Annotated in this window: 21 protein-coding genes and 3 tRNA genes; 9 read left to right on the plus strand and 15 right to left on the minus strand. The window is 75.1% G+C overall.

Annotated elements, in window-relative coordinates:
• Positions 1 to 5: 5 nt before the first annotated feature.
• The 6 genes from BJP25_RS25390 to BJP25_RS25415 all read right to left on the minus strand — a co-directional run bounded on the left by BJP25_RS25390 (position 6) and on the right by BJP25_RS25415 (position 4161).
• Positions 6 to 1526 (minus strand): sugar transferase, encoded by a 1521-nt coding sequence (locus BJP25_RS25390; protein ID WP_084794494.1) that lies wholly within the window; start codon positions 1524 to 1526, stop codon positions 6 to 8.
• Positions 1527 to 2422: 896 nt separating this feature from the next.
• A tRNA-Phe gene (locus tag BJP25_RS25395) sits at positions 2423 to 2496 on the minus strand.
• 168 nt (positions 2497 to 2664) lie between these two features.
• A tRNA-Asp gene (locus tag BJP25_RS25400) sits at positions 2665 to 2738 on the minus strand.
• Between the two features lie 52 nt (positions 2739 to 2790).
• Positions 2791 to 2863: transfer RNA gene (locus BJP25_RS25405), tRNA-Glu, on the minus strand.
• Between the two features lie 108 nt (positions 2864 to 2971).
• Positions 2972 to 3700, minus strand: coding sequence for a helix-turn-helix domain-containing protein (locus BJP25_RS25410; RefSeq protein WP_075977478.1), 729 nt, complete (start codon positions 3698 to 3700; stop codon positions 2972 to 2974).
• A gap of 218 nt (positions 3701 to 3918) precedes the next feature.
• Entirely contained in the window at positions 3919 to 4161 is a 243-nt protein-coding gene (locus BJP25_RS25415; protein WP_075977479.1) for a hypothetical protein, read from the minus strand.
• A 218-nt stretch (positions 4162 to 4379) separates the two neighbouring features.
• On the opposite strand from BJP25_RS25415, the gene BJP25_RS25420 reads away from it, so the two are divergent.
• The 4 genes from BJP25_RS25420 (at position 4380) to BJP25_RS25435 (ending at position 7863) form a co-directional block, all read left to right on the plus strand.
• On the plus strand, positions 4380 to 4676 hold the full coding sequence (locus BJP25_RS25420; protein WP_075977480.1) for a metal-sensitive transcriptional regulator: 297 nt from the start codon (positions 4380 to 4382) through the stop codon (positions 4674 to 4676).
• 65 nt (positions 4677 to 4741) lie between these two features.
• The gene (locus BJP25_RS25425) at positions 4742 to 4951 is read left to right on the plus strand and encodes a heavy-metal-associated domain-containing protein (RefSeq protein WP_075977481.1); all 210 of its coding nucleotides are present in this window, start codon (positions 4742 to 4744) and stop codon (positions 4949 to 4951) included.
• An 82-nt stretch (positions 4952 to 5033) separates the two neighbouring features.
• Positions 5034 to 7256 (plus strand): heavy metal translocating P-type ATPase, encoded by a 2223-nt coding sequence (locus BJP25_RS25430; protein ID WP_269844584.1) that lies wholly within the window; start codon positions 5034 to 5036, stop codon positions 7254 to 7256.
• Between the two features lie 262 nt (positions 7257 to 7518).
• On the plus strand, positions 7519 to 7863 hold the full coding sequence (locus tag BJP25_RS25435) for a hypothetical protein (protein ID WP_075977482.1): 345 nt from the start codon (positions 7519 to 7521) through the stop codon (positions 7861 to 7863).
• Positions 7864 to 7948: 85 nt separating this feature from the next.
• Here BJP25_RS25435 and BJP25_RS25440 read toward each other — a convergent pair whose 3' ends face one another.
• Entirely contained in the window at positions 7949 to 8155 is a 207-nt protein-coding gene (locus BJP25_RS25440; protein ID WP_075977483.1) for a cold-shock protein, read from the minus strand.
• 430 nt (positions 8156 to 8585) lie between these two features.
• Between BJP25_RS25440 and BJP25_RS25445 the strand changes: the two genes are divergently transcribed.
• Positions 8586 to 9779, plus strand: a complete 1194-nt coding sequence (locus tag BJP25_RS25445) for a L,D-transpeptidase (RefSeq protein WP_075977484.1) — start codon at positions 8586 to 8588, stop codon at positions 9777 to 9779.
• 382 nt (positions 9780 to 10161) lie between these two features.
• Positions 10162 to 11013, plus strand: coding sequence for a helix-turn-helix transcriptional regulator (locus tag BJP25_RS25450; RefSeq protein WP_233158249.1), 852 nt, complete (start codon positions 10162 to 10164; stop codon positions 11011 to 11013).
• Between the two features lie 10 nt (positions 11014 to 11023).
• Here BJP25_RS25450 and BJP25_RS25455 read toward each other — a convergent pair whose 3' ends face one another.
• The 6 genes from BJP25_RS25455 to BJP25_RS34365 form a co-directional block, all read right to left on the minus strand.
• A complete protein-coding gene (locus BJP25_RS25455; protein WP_075977485.1) occupies positions 11024 to 11554 on the minus strand; it encodes a hypothetical protein in 531 nt (176 codons plus the stop codon).
• Entirely contained in the window at positions 11551 to 12318 is a 768-nt protein-coding gene (locus BJP25_RS25460; RefSeq protein WP_075977486.1) for a hypothetical protein, read from the minus strand. The genes BJP25_RS25455 and BJP25_RS25460 overlap by 4 nt, the downstream gene beginning before the upstream one ends.
• Positions 12319 to 12385: 67 nt before the next feature.
• Complete coding sequence (locus tag BJP25_RS25465; protein ID WP_075977487.1) at positions 12386 to 12673, minus strand: hypothetical protein; 288 nt, start codon at positions 12671 to 12673, stop codon at positions 12386 to 12388.
• A complete protein-coding gene (locus BJP25_RS25470) occupies positions 12670 to 13956 on the minus strand; it encodes a PPE domain-containing protein (RefSeq protein ID WP_075977488.1) in 1287 nt (428 codons plus the stop codon). Before BJP25_RS25470 ends, BJP25_RS25465 begins: the two co-directional genes overlap by 4 nt.
• Positions 13956 to 14438 (minus strand): hypothetical protein, encoded by a 483-nt coding sequence (locus BJP25_RS25475; protein ID WP_075977489.1) that lies wholly within the window; start codon positions 14436 to 14438, stop codon positions 13956 to 13958. Before BJP25_RS25475 ends, BJP25_RS25470 begins: the two co-directional genes overlap by 1 nt.
• Before the next feature lie 187 nt (positions 14439 to 14625).
• Positions 14626 to 14790 carry a hypothetical protein gene (locus tag BJP25_RS34365; protein WP_158075717.1) on the minus strand — a complete coding sequence of 55 codons (165 nt, stop codon included), beginning with the start codon at positions 14788 to 14790 and terminating at the stop codon, positions 14626 to 14628.
• Between the two features lie 114 nt (positions 14791 to 14904).
• Between BJP25_RS34365 and BJP25_RS25485 the strand changes: the two genes are divergently transcribed.
• Positions 14905 to 15489, plus strand: coding sequence for a PaaI family thioesterase (locus BJP25_RS25485; protein ID WP_075977491.1), 585 nt, complete (start codon positions 14905 to 14907; stop codon positions 15487 to 15489).
• 9 nt (positions 15490 to 15498) lie between these two features.
• On the plus strand, positions 15499 to 16692 hold the full coding sequence (locus BJP25_RS25490) for a metallophosphoesterase (protein WP_075977492.1): 1194 nt from the start codon (positions 15499 to 15501) through the stop codon (positions 16690 to 16692).
• Here the strand turns inward: BJP25_RS25490 and BJP25_RS25495 are convergent.
• Complete coding sequence (locus BJP25_RS25495; protein ID WP_233158250.1) at positions 16689 to 19001, minus strand: serine/threonine-protein kinase; 2313 nt, start codon at positions 18999 to 19001, stop codon at positions 16689 to 16691. The genes BJP25_RS25490 and BJP25_RS25495 overlap by 4 nt on opposite strands.
• A 177-nt stretch (positions 19002 to 19178) precedes the next feature.
• On the opposite strand from BJP25_RS25495, the gene BJP25_RS34370 reads away from it, so the two are divergent.
• Complete coding sequence (locus tag BJP25_RS34370) at positions 19179 to 19781, plus strand: hypothetical protein (RefSeq protein ID WP_158075718.1); 603 nt, start codon at positions 19179 to 19181, stop codon at positions 19779 to 19781.
• On the opposite strand, the gene BJP25_RS25505 is transcribed toward BJP25_RS34370, so the two are convergent.
• Positions 19769 to 20743, minus strand: a complete 975-nt coding sequence (locus BJP25_RS25505) for a glutamate ABC transporter substrate-binding protein (protein WP_332888644.1) — start codon at positions 20741 to 20743, stop codon at positions 19769 to 19771. The genes BJP25_RS34370 and BJP25_RS25505 overlap by 13 nt on opposite strands.
• Positions 20744 to 20748: the final 5 nt, after the last annotated feature.

Genomic DNA, 20748 nt, shown 5'->3' on the forward strand with positions numbered 1-20748 from the left:
CTTCTTCAGTAAGCGCCGTGGCCGCTGAGCACGGCCCGGACGGTCTTCCAGAGGATCACCGCGTCCAGCGCGAGCGACCAGTCCTCGACGTAGCGCAGGTCCAGCCGGACCGCTTCCTCCCACGGCAGGTCCGAGCGCCCGCTGACCTGCCACAGCCCGGTCAGGCCCGGCTTGACCAGCAGCCGCCGCCGCACGTCGGGGGCGTAGCGGGCGGTCTCCTCCGGCAGCGGCGGGCGCGGCCCGACCAGCGACATCGACCCGGTGAGCACGTTGAACAGCTGCGGCAGCTCGTCGAGGGAGTAGCGGCGCAGCACCCCGCCCACCCGGGTGATCCGGGGGTCCTTGCGCATCTTGAACAGCAGGCCGTGGCCCTCGTTGCGCTCGGCGAGCCCGGTGACCATCCGGTGCGCGCCGGTGACCATGGTGCGGAACTTGACGATGGTGAACTCGCGGCCGTCCTTGCCGACCCGGCGCTGCCGGTAGAACACCCCGCCGCGGCTGTCGACGGCGATGGCCAGCGCGATCGCCAGCATCACCGGGGACGCCACGGCCAGCAGCAGCAGCGCGCCGAGCCGGTCGAACACGTCCTTGACCACGCGCCGGGCGCCGGTGAACTGCGGCGCGCTCACCCGCAGCAGCGGCATGCCGAGCACGCCGTCGACGTGCAGGCGCGGGCCCGCGACCTCCATCAGCACGGGGGCGACGACCATGTCCGCGCCGCTGCCCTCCAGCCGCCACGCCAGCTGCTGCAACCGCTTGGGGGTCCAGTGCTGGTCGGGGGTGACGGCGACGATGCGGTAGCCGCCGCGGCGGGCGTGCGTGGCCAGGTCGCTGATGCGCCCCACCACCGGCACCCCGTCGAGGTGGTCGGAGTGCCCCGGCCCGCGGCCGTCGGTGGTGCACACCGCGTCCACGCGCCAGCCCAGGTGGGCCGAGCCGCGGGTGCGGGCGATGAGGTCGCGCATGGTGTGCGTGCTGCCCGCGGCCAGCACCGGCAGCAGGCAGCGGCCCTCGCGGCGCTTGCGGTGCAGGACGCGGCGCTGGGTGTAGCGGGAGGTGAACACGAGCACGGCGGTGACCGGGATGACGAGGAAGACCCACAGCCGCAGCCGGGCGATGTCGAACAGCAGCCCGCCCATGGACAGCACCACCGCGCCGGTGAGGAACGCCCGGCCGAGCCTGCGGAACTCCTCCGCGCCCTGCCCCAGCGCCGCGGTGTTCCACGCGCGGTTGACCAGCAGCGAGAGCACCAGCACGGCGAAGACGGTGACCCCGACCTCCCCGATCACCGGGTCGTCGGGGTGGATGCGGTACTGCACGAACCCGCCGCCGCCCACGACGCCGACGAGCACGGACACCAGGTCCCAGAGGATGACGGCCGCGCGGTACCGCGGCTCCCACCCCGACACCGGGGGCAGCGACGGCTCCCCGGCGGGCAGCGAGCGCACGGCGGCCGACCGGCGCGGTGCCGGTCTGCCCGCGGCAGACTGCACCCCGCGGTGCGGGTAAGCGACCTCGTCACGCATCGTGCATCCCCTGGGTCGGGCACTCGGGCAGGGACCACCGGGCGAACGGTGGCGAGACCGCCCGCCGCTGGCGGTGGTGGAGCGGGCCGGTGTCCGAGAAGACCCTGGCCGCGATTCGTCTTTCGTTCGCTTCCACGCACCCGTTACACGCACCGTGAGGCAAGAACGCGCCTGTGGGGGACCCTGAACAGTTGATGGGCGCAAGAGCGACACTCTGCGTAGCAATGTCCGAGACGCGTCCGCCACCAGCTCAGCCGCCCCCGACCCACCCTCCGCCGCAGGTGGCACGCCCTGCCCGGCCCCGCGAACTTGTCACCGACCGTGAAAACGCCCGCAGCGAATTCGACCACCCCTGCCAACCCCCGCACCGCACCCACGACACCCCCCGCCCCCGATCTCACTGTCCGCGCAGCGCCCGAAATATCCAAACCGGACTCACATCCCCCGCGAACCCATTTCCCATCCCCACCGAAACCCGCCACCACCAGCACAACCACCCCCACCACATTCCCACCGGCAAGCAATCAACCCCCCACGCCCCCACCCCACCACCTTCCCACCACACACCGTACGCCCACTTTCCGTAACAAAAGTAACTCCCATCACACCCGAACCACCCCCCGCCCACACGCACCCCACCCCGCACAACCCACCGCCACCACCCCACCACCCCCCGCACCCACATAGCGACCACCCAGTCCGCCCCCAAGATCACCCCACACCCCCACCCCTCCCCGCGCCCCGTGTCCCACATCACTCTCCACAACGTCCCCTCGCGCCCCCACGGCCCCACTCCCCGCTCCCCGCTCCCCGCTCCCCACCGCACCAAAGCCACTTCCCAAGTCCCACGCCAACAAAAAACGCCCGCCCGGGAAATCCCGGACGGGCGCCTTCAGTGGCCAGGGGCGGGGTCGAACCGCCGACCTACCGCTTTTCAGGCGGTCGCTCGTACCAACTGAGCTACCTGGCCAAACCACTACCCCCCCGAAAACCAAACCGGTGCGCCAGCACCCGTACCAGCTAGACCACGCTGGTCCCGGCACCAACCGCACCGTGGGGGTCTGGGGGGTCGCCCCCCAGAAACCGCGGCAAGCGATCCCGCCTGCGCTCTCCGCAGGCAGGGACCACCCATCGCTTGCGACCCTGACGGGACTCGAACCCGCGACCTTCGCCGTGACAGGGCGACGCGCTAACCAACTGCGCCACAGGGCCATGCTGTACTGCTCGATCTTGCTGTCCTGCACACTACCGTACCGCTCCTGCGTGCTCCCAACGGGATTCGAACCCGCGCTGCCGCCTTGAAAGGGCGGAGTCCTAGGCCGCTAGACGATGGGAGCCTGGTCTTGCTAGCTCGTGTCGCTGGGAGCACGCATAGCTTATGACATGCCCGTCCGACCGCCAAAACGGGGGGTGCGAACCGGGTCCGAGCTGGGCAAACCCGGGGGTCAGATGGCGAGCAGGGCCATGTGCAGCTCGGTGCGGGCGGGGCCGAGGACGGCCAGCAGCTCGTCGGTGCGGAGGTTGGTGGCCTCCTCGGCGGCCTCCCAGCGGGCGTGCAGGTGGGGCAGGGCGGCCGCGGCGGCGGTGAGGGCGTCGACCTCGGCGGGGGTCCAGCCGAGGTCCGCGAGGGGTTCGGCGCGCGGGTCGGCGAGCAGGGCGACGGGGACGGGGATGCCGCAGGCGCGCAGGGCGGCGAAGTGCAGGCCGCCGCGCAGCTCGCGCAGCAGCATCAGGGCGTGGCCGAGGCGCTGCGGGCCGCCGTGCGGGCGGTCGGCGGCGCGCAGGCCCGCGAACAGCAGCAGCCCGCCCGCGCCCGCGTGGTCGACCACCTCGAAGATGAGGTCGGCGGTGCGGTCGGGGGTGGTGGCCCCGGCCAGGGCGGTGGCCGACCACTGGCGCAGGCCCTCCAGGTAGGCGGCGAGGGCGTCCTCGGCCAGGAGCGTGCAGTCGGCGTGCGCCTGCTCGACGACCTGGGCGGGGTGCACGCCCAGGGCCTCGGTGGCCACGGCCGGGGTCGGGGCGCCCAGCGCGCTGGCCCGGCCCACCAGGCGCAGCACGCCCGCGGGCTGGCCCGCCGCCGCCTCCTGCTCCGCCAGCTCCGGCGAGGTGAGGAACGCGCCCCCGAGCCCGTGCACGACGTCGCGGGTGTCGGCGGCGGTGGAGACGGCGGTCACGGCCGCAACGGTGTCACGGAATCGCCGGGAACCGCAATGGCGCGGGTCCCCGGCGGCCGTGGGAACGGGTTGTCGGGAATGGGGCCGTCGGAAATCGCGCCGCGTGAATCGGCGCTGACCGGATCGACAAGGCTCGAATCGGCACGGCTCGAATCAGCGCTGACTGAATCAGCGCCGACCGGGTCGGCGCTGACCGGATCGGCGCCGCGGTCACGGGGTCAGCGGCGCACCGGCGGGACGCCGTCCTCGCCGTCGACCAGGCCCAGCATCTCCAGCAGTTCGCGGCAGTCACCGGCGTCGGTGGCCCCGCGGGCGACGGCGACCCTGGCGCGGCGGACCTGCTCGTCGGAGACCCTGGCGGAGTCGCCGGAGCGGGGCGCGGGCACGCCGCCGGTGTACGGGGCGCTCGACAGGGTGTCCTCGCGCAGGAGGAAACTCCGCACTTCAAGGGATCCACTCATCATTTCCTCCCCGGCTTTTTGTTTGGGCGTGAGGCTATGAGACAACTCCGGACCCCGGCAGCCCCCCGGCGAGTGAACCCCGGCGGGGCCGCAGGTTGCGGAAAGTGACCGGTATTCGCGGTGGTTGGCCGGCCGCCCACGGGCGGCACCGGTCCCGCGCCCGCACCGGACGGCGTCCGGTTGCCACACCCCTACCCCCTAGGGGTATCGTCGACGGCATGGAGCACCAGCACCGGCCCGGGTACAGCGGCGCGAAGGACGCGCACCAGCGGCGGCTGCGGCGGGTCGAGGGCCAGGTCCGCGGCTTGCAGCGGATGGTCGACGAGGACGCCTACTGCATCGACGTGCTGACGCAGGTGTCCGCGGCCACCAAGGCGCTGCAGGCCTTCGCCCTCGAACTGCTGGAGGAGCACCTGGCCAGCTGCGTCGTCGACGCCGCCCGCGAGGGCGACGAGGCCGCGGCCGTGAAGGTGCGCGAGGCCGCCGACGCCATCGCCCGCCTCGTCCGCTCCTGAGCACACCCGGCACAGCCACACCCAGCGCGACAGCGCAGAGCACACCCACGCAGGAGGGGACCACCGTGTCCGTGCAGAACACCTACACCGTCACCGGCATGACCTGCGGCCACTGCGCCGCCTCGGTCACCGAGGAGATCTCCGAGCTGTCCGGGGTCACCGACGTCGCCGTGGACGTGCCCACCGGCGCGGTCACCGTGACCAGCGACGCCGAACTCGACCGCGCCTCCGTCGCCGCCGCGGTGACCGAGGCGGGCTACCAGCTGGCCGGCTGAGACCGGCCCCACCGCGAGGGGAGCGCACGTGACCACCACCGAGCGCGGCGCCGGACCGGGCACCGCCGAGCAGGGCACCGAGCTGGGCACCGTCGAGCTGGACATCGGCGGCATGACCTGCGCGTCCTGCGCCAACCGGGTCGAGCGCAAGCTCAACAAGCTCGACGGCGTGCGGGCCACGGTCAACTTCGCCACCGAGCGCGCCACCGTCACCACGCCCACCGGGCTGCCGCTGGAGCGGCTGGTCGGCGCCGTGGAGGCCGCGGGCTACACCGCGGCACCGGTGGCCGAGGAGCCCGCGGACGAGGCCGCCGACGACGCCGCGTTCGACGACGAGGCGGGTGAGCTGCGCGAGCGGTTCCTGCTCTCGGCGCTGCTCAGCGCCCCGGTGGTGGCCGTGTCGATGGTCCCGGCGTGGCAGTTCCCCACCTGGCAGTGGGTGGTGTTCGCGCTCGCGTCGGTGGTCGTGGTCGTCTGCGCGTGGCCGTTCCACCGGGCCGCCGCGGTGAACCTGCGGCACGGCGCGACCACCATGGACACCCTGGTGTCCATGGGCGTCGTGGTGGCCTACCTGTGGTCGGCCTACGCGCTGCTGTTCGGCGGCGCGGGCGAGGTGGGCCTGCGCCACGAGTTCAGCCTGCTGCCCGGCGGCGGGCACACCGCGGACGTCTACTTCGAGGTCGGCGTCGCCGTGACCACGTTCCTGCTGCTCGGCCGCTGGCTGGAGGCGCGCTCGAAGCGGCGGGCGGGCTCGGCGCTGCGGGCGCTGCTGGCCCTGGGCGCCAAGGACGTCGCGGTGCTGCGCGGCGGCACCGAGGTGCGGGTTCCGATCGGCGGGCTGCGCGCGGGGGAGCTGTTCGTGGTGCGGCCCGGGGAGAAGGTGGCCACCGACGGCGAGGTCGTCGAGGGCGGCTCCGCGGTCGACCGCTCGCTGGTCACCGGCGAGTCGGTGCCCGAGGAGGTCGGCCCCGGCGCCGCGGTCGTCGGCGGCACGCTCAACACCAGCGGCAGGCTCGTCGTGCGGGCCACCCGGGTCGGCGCGGACACCCAGCTGGCGCAGATGGCGCGGCTGGTGGAGCAGGCCCAGACCGGCAAGGCGCAGGTGCAGCGGCTGGCGGACCGGGTCTCGGCGGTGTTCGTCCCGGTGGTGCTGGTCATCGCCGCCGCCACCCTGGCGGGCTGGCTGCTCAGCGGCGCGGCCGCCGACGCCGCCGTCACCGCCGCGGTGGCCGTGCTGGTGATCGCCTGCCCGTGCGCGCTGGGCCTGGCCACGCCGACGGCGCTGCTGGTCGGCACCGGCCGGGGCGCGCAGCTGGGCATCCTGGTCAAGGGCCCGGAGGTGCTGGAGTCCACCCGCCGGGTCACCACGGTCGTGCTGGACAAGACCGGCACGGTCACCACCGGCCGGATGTCGGTCGCGGAGCTGCTGCCCGCCGAGGGCGTCACCGCCGAGCGGCTGCTGCGGGTGGCCGGGGCGGTGGAGTCCGGCTCCGAGCACCCGATCGCCCGGGCCATCGCCGCCCGCGCCGCCGAGGACGCGCCGCTGCCGCCGGTCGAGCACTTCCACAGCACCGAGGGCCTGGGCGTCACCGGCGTGGTGGCGGGGGAGGACGTGGTGGTGGGCCGCCCCCGGCTGCTGGCCCAGCACGGCGTCGCGGGCGTCAACGAGCTGGAGCGGGCCAGGGCCGAGGCCGAGGCGCGCGGCAGCACGGTCGTCGCGGTCGCCGCGGGCGGCCGGGCGCTCGGCCTGGTCGCGGTGGCCGACGCGGTGAAGGCCACCAGCGCGGCGGCGATCACCGCGCTGCGCGACCTGGGGCTGCGGCCGGTGCTGCTCACCGGCGACAACACCCGGGTGGCCGAGGCGGTCGCGGCGCGGGTCGGCATCACCGACGTCATCGCGGAGGTGCTGCCCGGGGAGAAGGTCGACGCGGTGCGCCACCTGCAATCCCGGGGCGAGGTCGTGGCCATGGTGGGCGACGGGGTCAACGACGCGCCCGCGCTGGCCGCGGCCGACCTGGGCCTGGCCATGGGCACCGGCGCCGACGCGGCGATCGAGGCGGGCGACCTCACCCTGGTCCGCGGCGACCTGCGGTTGGCGGCCGACGCGATCCGGCTGTCCCGGCGCACCCTGGCCACGATCAAGGGCAACCTGTTCTGGGCCTTCGCCTACAACGCCGCGGGCATCCCGCTCGCCGCGTTCGGCCTGCTCAACCCGATGCTCGCGGGGGCGGCGATGGCCCTGTCCAGCGTGTTCGTGGTGTCCAACAGCTTGCGCCTGCGGGGGTTCCGGGCCAGCGCGAGCTGAGCGGGGGCGCACCCGGGGCGTGTCGACGAGGCGACAACCGGGTGAACGACACGGGGATTTCCCCCTCCCGCCAGACGCGTGCGCGTGCAACAATCGTGGTGCTGGCCCTCCCCCGGTCAGCATCTGTGGAGATCCCCCCGGCCCCCGCGTTCCTCCCCCTGGCGCGGGGGCCTCTCCACGTCCGCGCAGGTCAGCACCCGGGCGCCCAGTGGCGCACCGCACACGGCTCGCAGGCGCGCACCCGGCCGGCTATCGTGTCCCGGTGCCTTTTCCCTCTTTCGGACGCAACAAGTCGGACGCCAAGCAGTCCGACGGCACCAACCCCGGGCGCCACCGCACGCCACTGCGGGACCAGGAGCAGGAGGAGGTCCCGGACAACGACCTGGAGGACTACCTCGCCGCGCTCGCACCCGACAGCGACCCGGAGTCGACCGGCGCGGGCCGCCGCTTCGGCAGCGCCGAGGTGCACCAGCTGAGGCTCCCGCTCGCCGCCAACGAGCAGCTGCGCGAGGTCGCCGCCTACCGCAACACCTCCCCGATGGCGCTGGCCCAGGAGTGGGTCATGCAGCGCCTGGAGTGGGAGATCCAGCAGATCCGGGAGTCCTAGCGGTTCGCGTGCGACAGCCCCGGCCCGCTGCTGGACCGGGGCTGTCGCACGTGGTCAGCCGGTGCCGCTCCCGCGCGGCGGGTGACTACTGGAGCGGGACGACGTTCGTGGCCTGCGGGCCCTTGGTGCCCTGGCCGACCTCGAACTCGACCCGCTGGTTCTCCTCCAGCGTCCGGAAGCCCTTCGACTGGATCTCGGAGTAGTGGACGAAGACATCGGCCTCGCCGTTGTCCTGGGCGATGAACCCGTAGCCCTTCTCCGAGTTGAACCACTTGACGGTGCCCTGTGCCATAAACCTGCCTCCAACGCAGGAGCTCAGGGGCTGCACCGTGCAGCCCCCAGGCCGCCCCGGGCGGTACCCCCGCCCCTGTGCGACGGAAGAGCAGCGCGCCCGCGTCGTCGTTCCGCGAGCGTGTAAGCACGAACACAGAAACTACGGCCAGCGACCAGAAGAGTACGGGGTGAATCTCCGGCGCACTACTGCCTGACGGGCATCCTGCTAGGCCGAGCGGGTGATGCTCTTCGGCACTCAGCGCGACGGCCACATCGCTGTCCGGATGCGACCGCCGCACGCCGACCCCCACGCCGCGATGTGTCTCGCGTCACAGGCCGGAACGGCCAACGACCGGCGGCGCCGGAGCGTCGATACGGGTGTACCCGCGAGGCGGGTCGGCGAGTGCTTTTCCGTGGGGGAAGAGGCCGTGGGGGAACAGGAGCAGGACATGCAGAGGCCGAAGCGCTGGGTCCCGGCGCTGCTGGGCGCGGGGGTCGCGGCGGCGCTGGCGCTGGGCGGGTGCAGCGCGGACGGACCGGTCACCGCGGCGGGCGGCGCGGGCGTGGAGCGCGCCGAGCAGCAGGCGGTCGCCACGTCGGCGGCGGTCACCACGACCCCGGCGGCGGGGGCCGTCGACGTCGCGCCCGGGGTGCCCGCGAGCGTGACCGTGGCGGGCGGGTCGCTGGTCGAGGTGGCGCTGACCAACCCGGACGGCAAGCGGGTGGCGGGGAACCTGGCCGCGGACAAGAAGTCCTGGGTGACCACCGAGGACCTGGGCTACGGCAAGACCTACACGTGGTCGGGCACCGCGACCGGCGCCGACGGCGCCGCGGTGCCGCTGGCGGGCGCGTTCACCACCGCCAAGCCCAAGCGGCAGGTGGGCGCCAGCATCAACACCGGCGACGGCCAGACCTACGGGGTCGCCATGCCGATCGCGGTCACCTTCGACGCGGCGGTCAAGGACAAGGTCGCCGCCGAGCAGGCGCTGGAGGTGGAGACCTCGGTGCCCACCGAGGGCGCGTGGGCGTGGCTGGACGACCGCCGGGCGCACTGGCGGCCCAAGGAGTACTGGAAGCCGGGCACCCAGGTCACCGTCACCGTCGACATCTACGGCCGCGACCTCGGCGGCGGCACCTACGGCCGGGCCGACCTCACCTCCGCGTTCACCATCGGCCGGTCCCAGGTGGTCCAGGCCAACACCCAGACCCACCGCATGGTCGTCCTCCGCGACGGGGTGCCGGTGATGGACTTCCCGGCCTCCATGGGCCTGGACTCCGACCCGGGCCGCGTCACCCGCAGCGGCACCCACGTCGTGATGAGCAAGCACGCCACCTACGGCATGACCAACCCCAAGTACGACTACGAGAACGTCGTCGTCCCCTGGGCCGTCCGCATCTCCAACAACGGCGAGTTCGTCCACGGCTACGCCCCCTCCATCCCCCAGCAGGGCAAGCGCAACGTCAGCCACGGCTGCATCAACCTCAGCCCCACCAACGCCAAGGCCTACTACGACACCGCCCTGCCCGGCGACCCCGTCGAGATCACCGGCAGCACCCAACAGCTCGGCCCCGCCGACGGCGACTACTACGACTGGGCCATCCCCTGGTCCCAGTGGACCACCATGGCCGCCACCAACAACTAGACGGCCGCCACCGACGAGACGGCAGCACAGCCCCATGGGGACGGCCCGCGCAAGCGGCCCGTCCCCATGGGGCTTCCCGGAGAACGCAACCACCCGCACGAGCTGAGCCCGGACAGCCGGCCCTGCCCGGTTGGGTGGATCCGCTTGGCTGGGGGAGGCGATCATGTGCTACCCAACGGGACGGGCGGGCGTCTTTTCAGCCCGCCTTTTCCCGCCCGACAGCACATGATCGCCGTAGGGGCCCCGGCCAAGCGCATCCACCCAACCGGGCCCACCACCCCAGCCCCCGAACCTCCCGCGACGCCAAGCGCCCACCCAACCGACCCACAACGAAAACCCGACGAGCGCCCACACCCCCACCACCCCGGCTACGGTTGCCCCCGTGAGCCGCTTCGCCGCCCTGGGCCAGGTGCTGGGCCAGCCACCGAGCGCCCCCGAGGACGACGAGGTGGCGACCGGGACGCTGGTCGTGCGCGCCTCCGGGGCCAGCGCCGCCCGCCAGGCCCTCGACGCCGCCCGCGGCGCTCGGTCGAAGGCCGACCCGGAGCGGGTGCAGCTGCTGATGCGCGCCACCCTGCCCCGCCACCTGCCGCCGCAGGGCACCACGACCACCTTCGGCGACTGCGCGCTGCACGCCCAGCCGGGGGAGCGCCAGGGGATGCTCCTGCTGACCGCGGCCACCCACAAGCTCTCCATCGACTTCAGCGAGCTGCGCCCGCTGCTGTTCCGCCAGGTGCCGATCGACCGCGGGCTGCAGGCGCTGTTCACCACGTCCGCGGCCCACCTGCTCTCGGTGGCGGAGACCCTCGACCCGCACGGCGCGAAGTCCTACCTGCTGGGCCTGGCCGACCTGGTCCTGCGCACGGCGCTGCGCTCGGAGCTGGACCGGGCGGACGCCCTGGCCACCCGCAGGCGCGCGGCGACGGAGTACATCCGCGACCACCTCTCCGACCCCGCCCTCACCGCGGAGCGGATCGCCGACGCCCTCTTCATCTCCCGCCGCCGCCTCTACCAGCTGTTCGACGACGGCGAGGGCGTGTCCGGCCGCATCCGCGCGCTGCGCGTCGAGCGGGCCAAGGAGCTGCTGGCCGACCCGGCCCTGGGCGTCCGGGCGATCGGGGAGATCAGCCGCCAGTGCGGGTTCGCCAACGCCGCGCACTTCTCCCGCACGTTCCGCAAAGCCGTGGGCCAGACCCCGCGCGACTACCGGGACCAGGTGCTCGGAGGTCCGTAGCCGCGGGCGGTCAGCCGAAGGCCACCGAGGACACCAGCCGCCCCAGCACGCCCGCCAGCTCCAGCCAGCCCCGGCCGGTGGTGGAGTGCAGGGTGAACACCGCCATCCGCCGCCCGCCCGGTTCCACCACCACCGCTTGCAGCTGGCAGCCCGCCTCGACCGCCGGGATGCGGTCCGCGATGACCACCGGGTAGCCCTGCTCGGTGCACGACTCGGTGACGTCCTGGATGTCCGGCCCGGCCGCGCCCTCCAGGTACCGGCGCAGCTCCGCCGCCGCGTCCGGCCCGTGCGGGGCGTCGGACACCACCACCAGCGCCACCAGCACCGCCGGGTCGGCCGCGGCGTGCTCGACGACGGCCACGAGCCCGGCGCCGTGGGCGTGGGCCAGCTCGGCGGCCTCCTCGGCGGACTGGCGGACCCCCGGGTCGTGGGCGGCCTCGGGGCCGCGGGCGCGCACCATCAGCGCGGCCAGCTCGTCGGCGGTGCGCTCGGGGGAGGCCAGCGACACCGGGGTCACCCCAGCGACGGACGCGAGCCTCACCGGCGTCCCGGTCCGCGCGGTTCGACGACGACGATCGGTTCCCGGCTGGTCTGCGCCGGGATGAGCGCGGCGGCGAGCGCGGCACCGGCCCCGCGCGGCGGTCGCACCGGGCTGCCGGGGGTGGAGACCAGCCGGGCCAGGGCGGCGGCGGTCGCGGAGGCGCCTGCGAGGACGGGGCCGACCGGGTGCGGCCGGGGCTGCTCGCCGGGGGCGCCGCGCAGCGCGTCGAGGGCGTCGGCGGTGCGGGCCGCGGCCTCGTCGTGCCCGGCCGCCAGCGTGCGGGCCGTGCGCAGCACCTCGTCCAGCTGGGCGCGCAGGTCGGTGACGGCCGCCTCCGCCGCGGCGTGGTGCACGCCCGCGGCGGCGGCCGCGGTGGGCGTGGCGGCCAGGTCGAGCGCGTTGCGGGCGGTGTGGGCGTCGTCCTCGGCGTCGGTGATCCCGGCGCGCAGCCGCCGGGCGCGGGCGTCGAGGTCCGAGGCGACCCGGCGGTTGTCAGCGAGCACCTGGGCCCACTCGTCGAGCAGGCGGGCGGCCGCGCGCAGCCGGGTGGCCACGGCGTCGACGTCGGTCGGGACGGCGGCGGCGCGGGCGGCGAAGGCGTCGGCGGCGGCACCGCCCCAGCCCTCGGCCGCGGCCGTCGCGCGCTGGACGGCGGGCGGCACCTGGCGCAGCGCGTCGGCGGCGGCGACCTGCTCGGCGGCCGCGGCGGCGACCGCCCCCGGGTCGCCCGGCGCCGGGTCGAACCCCAGCCCTGGATGGCTCACCGGCCCACCCTCCCACGCGCTGCCCCGGCACGGCCCGCCCGTGCCCGGTCGATCACCCGCACGGCCGTCAGGGGCGCAGCCCGCGCAGGGTGTCCGCCGCGTCCTCTTCGGCCTCGACGTAGGCGGAGCCGGTGCCCGCCAGCGCCGCGGCGGCGGCGGACAGCGCCGAGCGCGTCCCGTCCAGGGCCGCCGCCGCGTCCTCGGTGAACGCGGTCAGGGCCGCAGCCAGCCGGGGCGGCCCCGCGTGGGCGGGCAGCGCCCGGTCCAGCGCCGCCTCGGCGAGAGCGTCGGCGGTGTGGCGCAGGTGGCGCTCCGCGACGGCCAGCTCGGCGGGGTCCGCCCGGTAGCCGCTCACGCGCCGAAGACGGGCGGGTAGGCCGGGGGCAGGTCGTCGAAGAAGTCCATGCCCTCCTCGTACTTGTTCTTGTGCTCGCCGTCCTCTTCGCCCTGCGCGCCCGCGCCACCGGGGGCCATGCCGGGCATCATCCCGGAGCCCCCGCGGCCACCGGTCGCGGCTTCGGCGGCCACGGCGGCACCCCGCGGCAGGCCTGCGCCCGCCCCGGCACCCGCGCCGCGGCCACCAGCCCCGGCACCGGCCTCCGCGGCCGCGCCGCCTCCAGCGCCGTACCCGCCTGCCCCGTAGCCGCCGGGCCCGAAGGCGCCCACGCCGACCCCGCCGGTGCCGCGGGTGTAGTCCGAACCGCCCGCGCCACCGGGGCCGAAGCCGCCCGCGTACCCCGGGCCGTAGCCGCCGCCCGCCCCGCCCGGACCGCCGGGGGAGGTGCCGCCGGGCGAGGTCCCCGCCCAGCTGGGGCTGGTGCCGCCGTCGAGCGGCGGGCCGCTCGGGTCGGTGCCGCCCTGGTCACCGGGGCCGCCCTGGTCGCCCGGCCCACCGGGGCCGCGCGGGGGCTGGGGCAGCGGGGTGACCGGGTGCTCCTTGACGTCCACCGGGGACAGCGGCGCGTCCTGCTTGGGCTCGAACACCGGCAGCCGGTCGTGCACGTCCTGGCTGCGGCCCGCGTAGGCCTCCATGACCCGGACCGCCTCGGCCTTGGCCGCGTTGCGCTCCTCCAGCTTGGGCCGCTGGTCGTCGGTCATCTGGGCGAGCATCGCGGCGCTGGCCGGGTCGTTGCCGACCTTGACGTCGTAGCCGTTCATGAAGTTGGTCTCGGCGTAGTAGTACACCGGCTCGGGCATGGCCGTCTGCGCCCGCGCGATCGCCCGCCCGTACTCCGACAGGCCAGCGCCGATCTGCGAGGCGGTGTGCCCCGCGGTGTCGGCCCACTGGGTGAGCTGGGTGTTCGACTCGGCCGCGCGCACCGCCGCCGGGCCGCGCCAGGTCTCCAGCAGCCTGCCCATCACCCGGTGCACGCCCGCGGTGGTGTCGTTGATGGACGACGACAGCTCCGCCCAGCTCTGCGCCTGCGCCCCCACGTTGTCCGGGCGGGCCTTCATGACCATGTTGTACAGCTCGGGGTGGGTGTAGGCGTCCCACCGGATGCTGGCGAAGTCCTCGACGGACCGGTTGCGCTTCTTCACCTTGGCGCGCCGCGCGTCCTGGCGCTCCTGCTTGTCGCTGCGCCCGTGCAGCTCGGAGTAGTAGCCGCCGCGGATCGGGTGCCTGCGTTCCTCGGCCATCAGAGGGTCCCCCTGTGCACGGTGGTCATGCCGTCGGCGATCTGGGTGAAGGCCTGCGCGCGCTCGGCGTCGGTGGCGGTGTAGGCGGCCAGCGCCTCCCCGATCCAGGTGCGCACCTGCGCGACCTCCGCGATGTACTCGTGCAGCGCGGCCTCCACGCCGCCCTCGGCGTCGGCGCGGTGCAGGAACTCGCGGCGCATCGGCGCGGCGACCGGGCCGGTGCCGTCGTGCAGCGGCTCGGTGAGCGAGCGGGCCAGCGCGAGCTGCGCCTCCAGCTGGGACTGCAACGCGCCCAGCTCGGCCTCGGTGGCCTGGAGCTCGGCGGGGCTGAGCTGGACCCCGTCCATGTTCTCGCCCTGGACGGAGTGGTCGCCCCTGGCGGTCTCGCGCACCCGCTCGGGCACGGCCGCCACCCAGTTGCCGTCGCCGCCGCGCTCGCGCGCCAGCCGCTCCAAGCCCTGCTCCGTGCGGACCCGCGTCATCAGCCCTCCAACGCCGCCGGTGGGGAGTTGTCCGGCCCCACTCCTGCCCGGTAACAGACTGGCCTGCCCCGCCGCGTGGTTCCACCCCCACCCGCCGGTAGTGCACAGGTGAGCACGTACCACGCACAAACCGGCAACAACCGCGCCCACCCAGCTCGTGCCGCGTTCTCCCTGGTGGCAGCGGCCCTCACCACGGCGGCGCCGGTCCGCCCGCCTGCGGGGACGGCGGGTCGGCCCGCCCGCCCCGGACCCCCGGCCCCGGGACCTGCCCCGGGTGGCCGAGCACCAGCCCGGCCAGCCGCTCGGCCAGCTCCGAGCAGCGCTCCAGCGCGGCGACCGCGTCTTCGTCCACACCCCGACGGTGCGGGGTGCGGGGGTGGGCGCGCGAGCCCTGGTGCACGCACGCGCAAGGCCGGTGCACGCCGTGGGGGTCCGCCGACCGCCCGGACTAAGTTACCCTCCAGTAATGACCCGGACGACCGAGCAGCCCTGGCCGCCGCTGCCCACCGAGGCACCCGAGCGCCACGCCGACGCGCCCGCCGCGGGCACCGACCTGCCCTCGCACTACGCGCACTGCTTCGGCTGCGGCGAGCGCATCGAGCAGGGCCTGCACCTGCGCACCACGGCCTGCGAGGGCGTCGCGATCCGCTCCACCTTCACCGTCACCGCCGCCCACCAGGGCGCGCCCGGCCTCGCCCACGGCGGGCTGCTGGCCTGCGCGTTCGACGAGGCGCTGGGCGCGGCGGTGGCCAACCTGCTGCGCAGGCCCGCGGTGACGGCCAAGCTGGAGACCGAGTTCGTCCGCCCGGTGCCGGTCGGCACGACCCTGCACATCGACGCCCACCTCGACGGCGTCGCGGGCCGCAAGGTCTACGTCTCGGCCGAGGGCAGGCTCGGCGGCGAGGACGGCGACGTGGCGGTGCGCGCGCGGGCGCTGTTCGTGCAGGTGAAGCTGACCCACTTCCTCGAGCACGGCAGGCCGGAGGACCTGCGCAAGATCGCCGCCGACCCCTCGCTGCTCAACCGGCGGGCCGTGGAGCTGAATCCGTAACCTGGCGGCATGCTCTTCGCCGTCCTCGGCCTGCTCGTCGTCCTCCTGCACTACTACCTCTGGAAGAGGCTGGTGCGGGACGTGTTCACGAGCGGGCGCGCGCGTCTGGTCGGGACGGTCGTCCTGGTGGTGCTCGTCGTCTGCGTGCTGGCCACCCTGACCCTGGCCAGGGTCGTCCCGCCGCAGGTCGGGGCCTGGTTCGCCTGGCCCGGCTACATCTGGCTGGCGCTGTTCCTCTACCTCATGCTCGCGCTGCTGGTGCTGGAACTGGTGCGGCTGGCACTGCGCCCGTGGGTGCGCGCCGACCCCGCCGCGGCGCAGGCGGAGCCCACCACCGCGGAAACCGAGGCAGAGCCGCGAAAGCCCGTCGTGGGGCGCCGGGTGTTCCTCGCCAGGTCCGCCGCGGTGGTGGCGGGTGTGGCGTCGGCCACGACCGTCGGCGTGGGGATGGGCACAGCGCTGGGCGGCCCGCAGCTCAAGCGGGTGCCGGTGCCGGTGGGCGGGTCCGCGCTGCGCGGCTACCGGATCGCGGTGGTCTCCGACATCCACCTGGGGCCGATCTCCGGCCGCGCGCACACCGAGCGGATCGTCCGGGCGATCAACGAGACCGAGCCGGACCTGGTCGCCATGGTGGGCGACCTGGCCGACGGCTCGGTGCCGGAACTGGGCGAGGCCGCCGCCCCGCTGCGCGACCTGGTTTCGCGCGAGGGCACGTTCTTCGTCACTGGCAACCACGAGTACTACAGCGGACACGAGCAGTGGATCACCGAGCTGGAGCGCCTGGGCCTGCACTACCTGCGCAACGAGCACACCCTCGTCGCGGGCGACCGGCTGACCCTCGCGGGCGTCCCGGACGTCACCGGGAAGTCCTTTTCGGACGCCCCGGACATCCCCGAGGCGTTGCGGGGCAGGCGCCCCGAGCTGCCGACCGTGCTGCTGGCCCACCAGCCGGTGCAGGTGGCGGACGCCGCGGCGGCCGGGGTCGACCTCCAGCTCTCCGGCCACACCCACGGCGGGCAGCTGTGGCCGTTCCACTACGCCGTGCGCGCCGCCCAACCCGCCGTGTCCGGTCTGTCGCAAGTGGACGGCACGTGGCTGTACGTGTCCAACGGCGCCGGGTTCTGGGGCCCGCCGGTGCGCGTGGGCGCCCCGCCGGACATCACCGTCGTCGAGCTGGGCGGCCCGTCCCAGGGCCCGTCCTAGGTGATCGTGCGCGGGCGGATCGCGTTGGCGCGGTCCACCAGCGCGTGCCGCTCCTCGACGGTGCCCGCGAGCCGCGCCAGGCCCCGGTAGCAGGCCTCCAGGCCGAACCGCAGCTCCCGCTCGTCGAGCCGGTGCCCGAGCACGGTGCGCGGCGAGCCCGCCCGCGCCCCCGAGCGCACCCACCGGTGGGCGGCCTCCAGCACGTCGGCGGCCAGCCGGGTGCGCCGCTCGGCGTCCAGCGGCAACCGCTCCAGGCGGGCGGCGGCGTCGTGCAGGTCGGCCTCGGCGACCTGGTCGTGCCCGTCCGGCTCGGCCGCGCGGACCTTGACGCGGATGGCGGCGACCTGGGCGTTGAGGTGGTGGGCGGAGGTGTCGGGCACCTGCTCCAGCACCTCGATCGCCCCGCCCCGCGCGCCCTGGGCCAGGTACACCCTGGCCAGGCCGAACGCGGCGCTGACCACCGAGCGGTCGGTGCGCCACACCAGCTCGTAGAACCGGGCGGCGGCGAAGTGGTCGCCCGCCTGCTCGGCGCTGGCCGCCAGCGCCAGCTTCGGCGCCAGCTCCCCGGGCACGGCGTCGTAGACCCGGTCGAACGCCTCGCGCGCGGCCGCCGGGTCGCCCGAGACCAGGGCGACGAGCCCGTGGAACCAGTCCGGCCGCCACTCCGCCGGGTCGGTGGCGAGCCTGCGCGCACCCTCCAGCTCCGAGCGCGCCGCCCGCAGGTCGCCCTGCTCGATGCGCGCGCGCACCAGCCGCAGCCGCACCTCGATGGAGTCCTGCGGGGCGCTGTGCAGCGCCGCCACCAGCTCCGCGGGCTCGGTGGCGGTGATGCTGGCCAGCACGGTCGCGGCGTGGTCGTCGGTGTCGACCAGGGGCAGCGGCAGCACGCTGGCGACCTCCGCGGCGGGCGGCAGCGGCAGCACCGGCCCGTCCCCGCGCCCCACCGACGCCCCGAACGAGCGGGTGTCCACCCCGAACACCGCCGACACCCCGGGCCGGGGCCGCCCGGTGCCCAGCGCCATGACCTCGCGCAGCACCCCGGTGAGCTGGTCGGCCATCTCGCCCGCGGAGGTGAACCGCTTGAGCGGGTCGGCGTGCGTGGCCCGCTTGAGCACCCGGTGGTAGCTGCCGAACAGGGCGAACAGCGGCTCGGCGTCGGGGCCGGGAAGGGTGTGCTTGTACCGGGTGGTGTACCCGGCGAACTCGATCGACAGCACCGCCAGGGTCCGCCCGACGGTGTAGATGTCGGAGGCGACGGTGGCGCCCTCGGTCGCCAGCTCGGGGGCGGCGTACCCGGCGGTGAAGAACAGCGGGCTCTCGTAGTCGTCGGTCTTGCGCACCGCGCCGAGGTCGATCAGCTTGAGCTGCTCCCCGGTCTGGATCACGTTGTCCGGCTTGAGGTCGCAGTAGAGCATGTCGATGCTGTGCAGGTAGCCGATGGCGGGCAGGATCTCCAGCCCGTAGGCGATCACCTGCCCGATCGGCAGCGGCTCGGCGCGCCCGGTCACCCGGTGGTGCTCCAGGGCGAGCTGGCGCAGCGACTGGCCGCCGACGTACTCCATGACGATGTAGCCCACCAGCGACCCGGTCTGCGGGTCCGGGTGCTGCACGAAGTTGTAGATCTTGACGACGTTCGGGTGCTCCACCTCGGCCAGGAACCGCCGCTCAGCCACCACGCTGGCCATCGAGGTGGCGTCGCCGGTGTCGATCAGGCCCTTGAGCACCACCCAGCGCCCGGACACGTTGTGGTCCTTGGCCAGGTAGATCCACCCCAGCCCGCCGTAGGCGATGCTGCCCAGCACCTCGTACTGCCCGCCGACGAGGTCCCCGCGCACCAGCCGCGGCCGGAAGTTGAACGCCTGCCCGCACGTCGGGCACGTCCCCTCCGGCGACCCGCCGCGCCCCACCTCGGCGCCGCAGTTGGTGCAGAACCGCTTGTTCTCCGCCACCACCGGGTCGTCGAGCACCGCGCTCGCCGGGTCCTTCGGCGGCACCGGCGGCACCTCCACCAGCCCCGCCCCCAACCGGCCCCGGGCGCTGGCGCGCGACGCGGTGCGCCGACCGGTCGTCGGGAACGCCCCCGACCCGGTGCCCGGCACCGCCTCCCCCGGCTGCGTCGGCTCCGGCCGGACCGGCTCCCCGTGCTGGGTCGGCTCCGGCTCCTCCACCCGCGGCGGCTCGATGCTCTGGGTGAGGGTGGGGATCTCCAGCACGCTGGTCGGGTGGTCGTGCCCGTGGAAGTCGTCGTCTTGGGCGTTGTCCTGGGCGTCATCAAGGGATGGGTGGGGCGGGTGGGGTTGGGGGGCCACCGGCCGCAGGTGCTGCTCGGTGGGCGCCGAGCGCGGGCGGGTGTGCTGGTCGGTGGGGGCGGCCGAGGCGGGCCTGGGCTGCTGCTGGGTGGGCGCGTGCGCGCCGGGCCGCCGGTGTTGCTCGGTGGGCGCCGCCGGACCCCCTGCCCGCGCGTGCTGCTCCGCGGGCGGACCTGCGTGCCGCCCACGCCCATCGCCGCCGGGTGCCTGCCTGCCCGGACCGTCGAGGCGCCGCTGCTGCTCAACCTGGCCGCGCCCACCGTCGCCGCGGCCCTGCTGAGCGGTGCCCTCCGGGCGTCGGTGCTGCTCGGTGGGCGCACCCGGGCCGCCGGGCCGCTGCTGGGCAGGGCCGTCGGGGCGTCGGTGCTGGTCGGTGGGGGCTGGGCGGGCGCCCGGCTGCTGGGGCGGGCCGGGCGGGGGCTGGTGGGCGGGCCTGGGGTGCGTGCCCGTGCCACCGCGCTGGTCGCCCTGGGGCGGGCGTGGTTGCTGGTCGGTCGGCCCGGGGCCACCCGGGCGACCCTGGGGTGGCCACGGCTGGCCCGCCCACTGCGGTCCGGGGCCGCCCCGCGGCGCGGGCCCGCCGCCCTGCTGACCGGGGGCGGGCGACCCGCCGCCCCGCTGCTGCCACCCGCCCGGCGGCAGCGGCCGGGAGCCGCTGCGCTCGCCAGGGGCCTGCCGCGGGCCGGTCCGCTCGTCCGGGCGGGGGCGGAAGGGCAGGTCGGGGCGCGGGCGGTCGTCCGGCTGGGGTGCGAGGTCGTCGGCCACGGTCAGTCCCGGTAGCGGGCGGTCGGCGGGGTGGGGGGTTGGCCGGTGCTGGTGAGCCACTGGGTGTAGCTGCGGGTCCAGGAACCCGACCCGATGGACTCGCGCAGCACCGCGTTGACGAAGCGGACCAGGTCCTCGCTCTGCTTGGCGATGCCGATGCCGTAGGGCTCCTCGGTGAAGCGCGGGCCGACCATCCGGACGTTGGGGTCCTGGGCGACCATGCCCGCCAGGATGGTGTCGTCGGTGGACACGGCCGCGACCTGGCCCTGCTGGAGCAGCACCAGGCAGTCGGACCAGTTGTCGACGGCCACCAGCTGCGGGCGGGCGGGGGCGGCGCTGAGCCGGTTGATCGAGGTGGAGCCCTTGGCCGCGCAGACCCGCTGCCCGCCGAGCTGGTCGACGCCCTGCACGCCGGAGGACTTCTCCACCAGGACCCGCTGGCCCGCGGTGTAGTAGACCTGGGAGAAGTTGATCTTCGCCCAGCGCTCGCAGGTGGCGGTCATGGTGCGCACGACCACGTCGACCTCGCCGCTGGTGATCGCGTCGATGCGCTCGGCGGAGGTGATGACCTTGAACTGGACCCGGCCGGGGTCGCCGAAGATGGCCTGGGCGATCTCGCGGACCCGGTCGATGTCGAAGCCCTGCAGGGCGTTGGTGGTGGGGTCGCGGAAGCCGAACAGGTAGGTGTTCTGGTCCACGCCCGCGATCAACCGGCCGCGGTCCTGGATGGCGCGCATCGTCGACCCCGCGGGCATGGCCCCCGGCGGCGGCAGGTCGGTGGGGCGCAGGCTGGCGGTGGGGTCGCACTGGGGGACGGGCGCGCCCCCCGCCGAGGTGGTGGCCGGGTTGAGCTCGACGCCCACCGGCACGGGGCGCTCGGCCGAGCGCACCCGCACCCGGTCCACGGGGGCGGCGCCCGCCGAGCACGCCGAGGCGGTCAGCGCCACCGCCACCGCCAGCACCGCGATCCCGCGCACGACCC

It is taken from the genome of Actinokineospora bangkokensis (assembly GCF_001940455.1).
Classification (GTDB): Bacteria; Actinomycetota; Actinomycetes; order Mycobacteriales; family Pseudonocardiaceae; genus Actinokineospora; species Actinokineospora bangkokensis.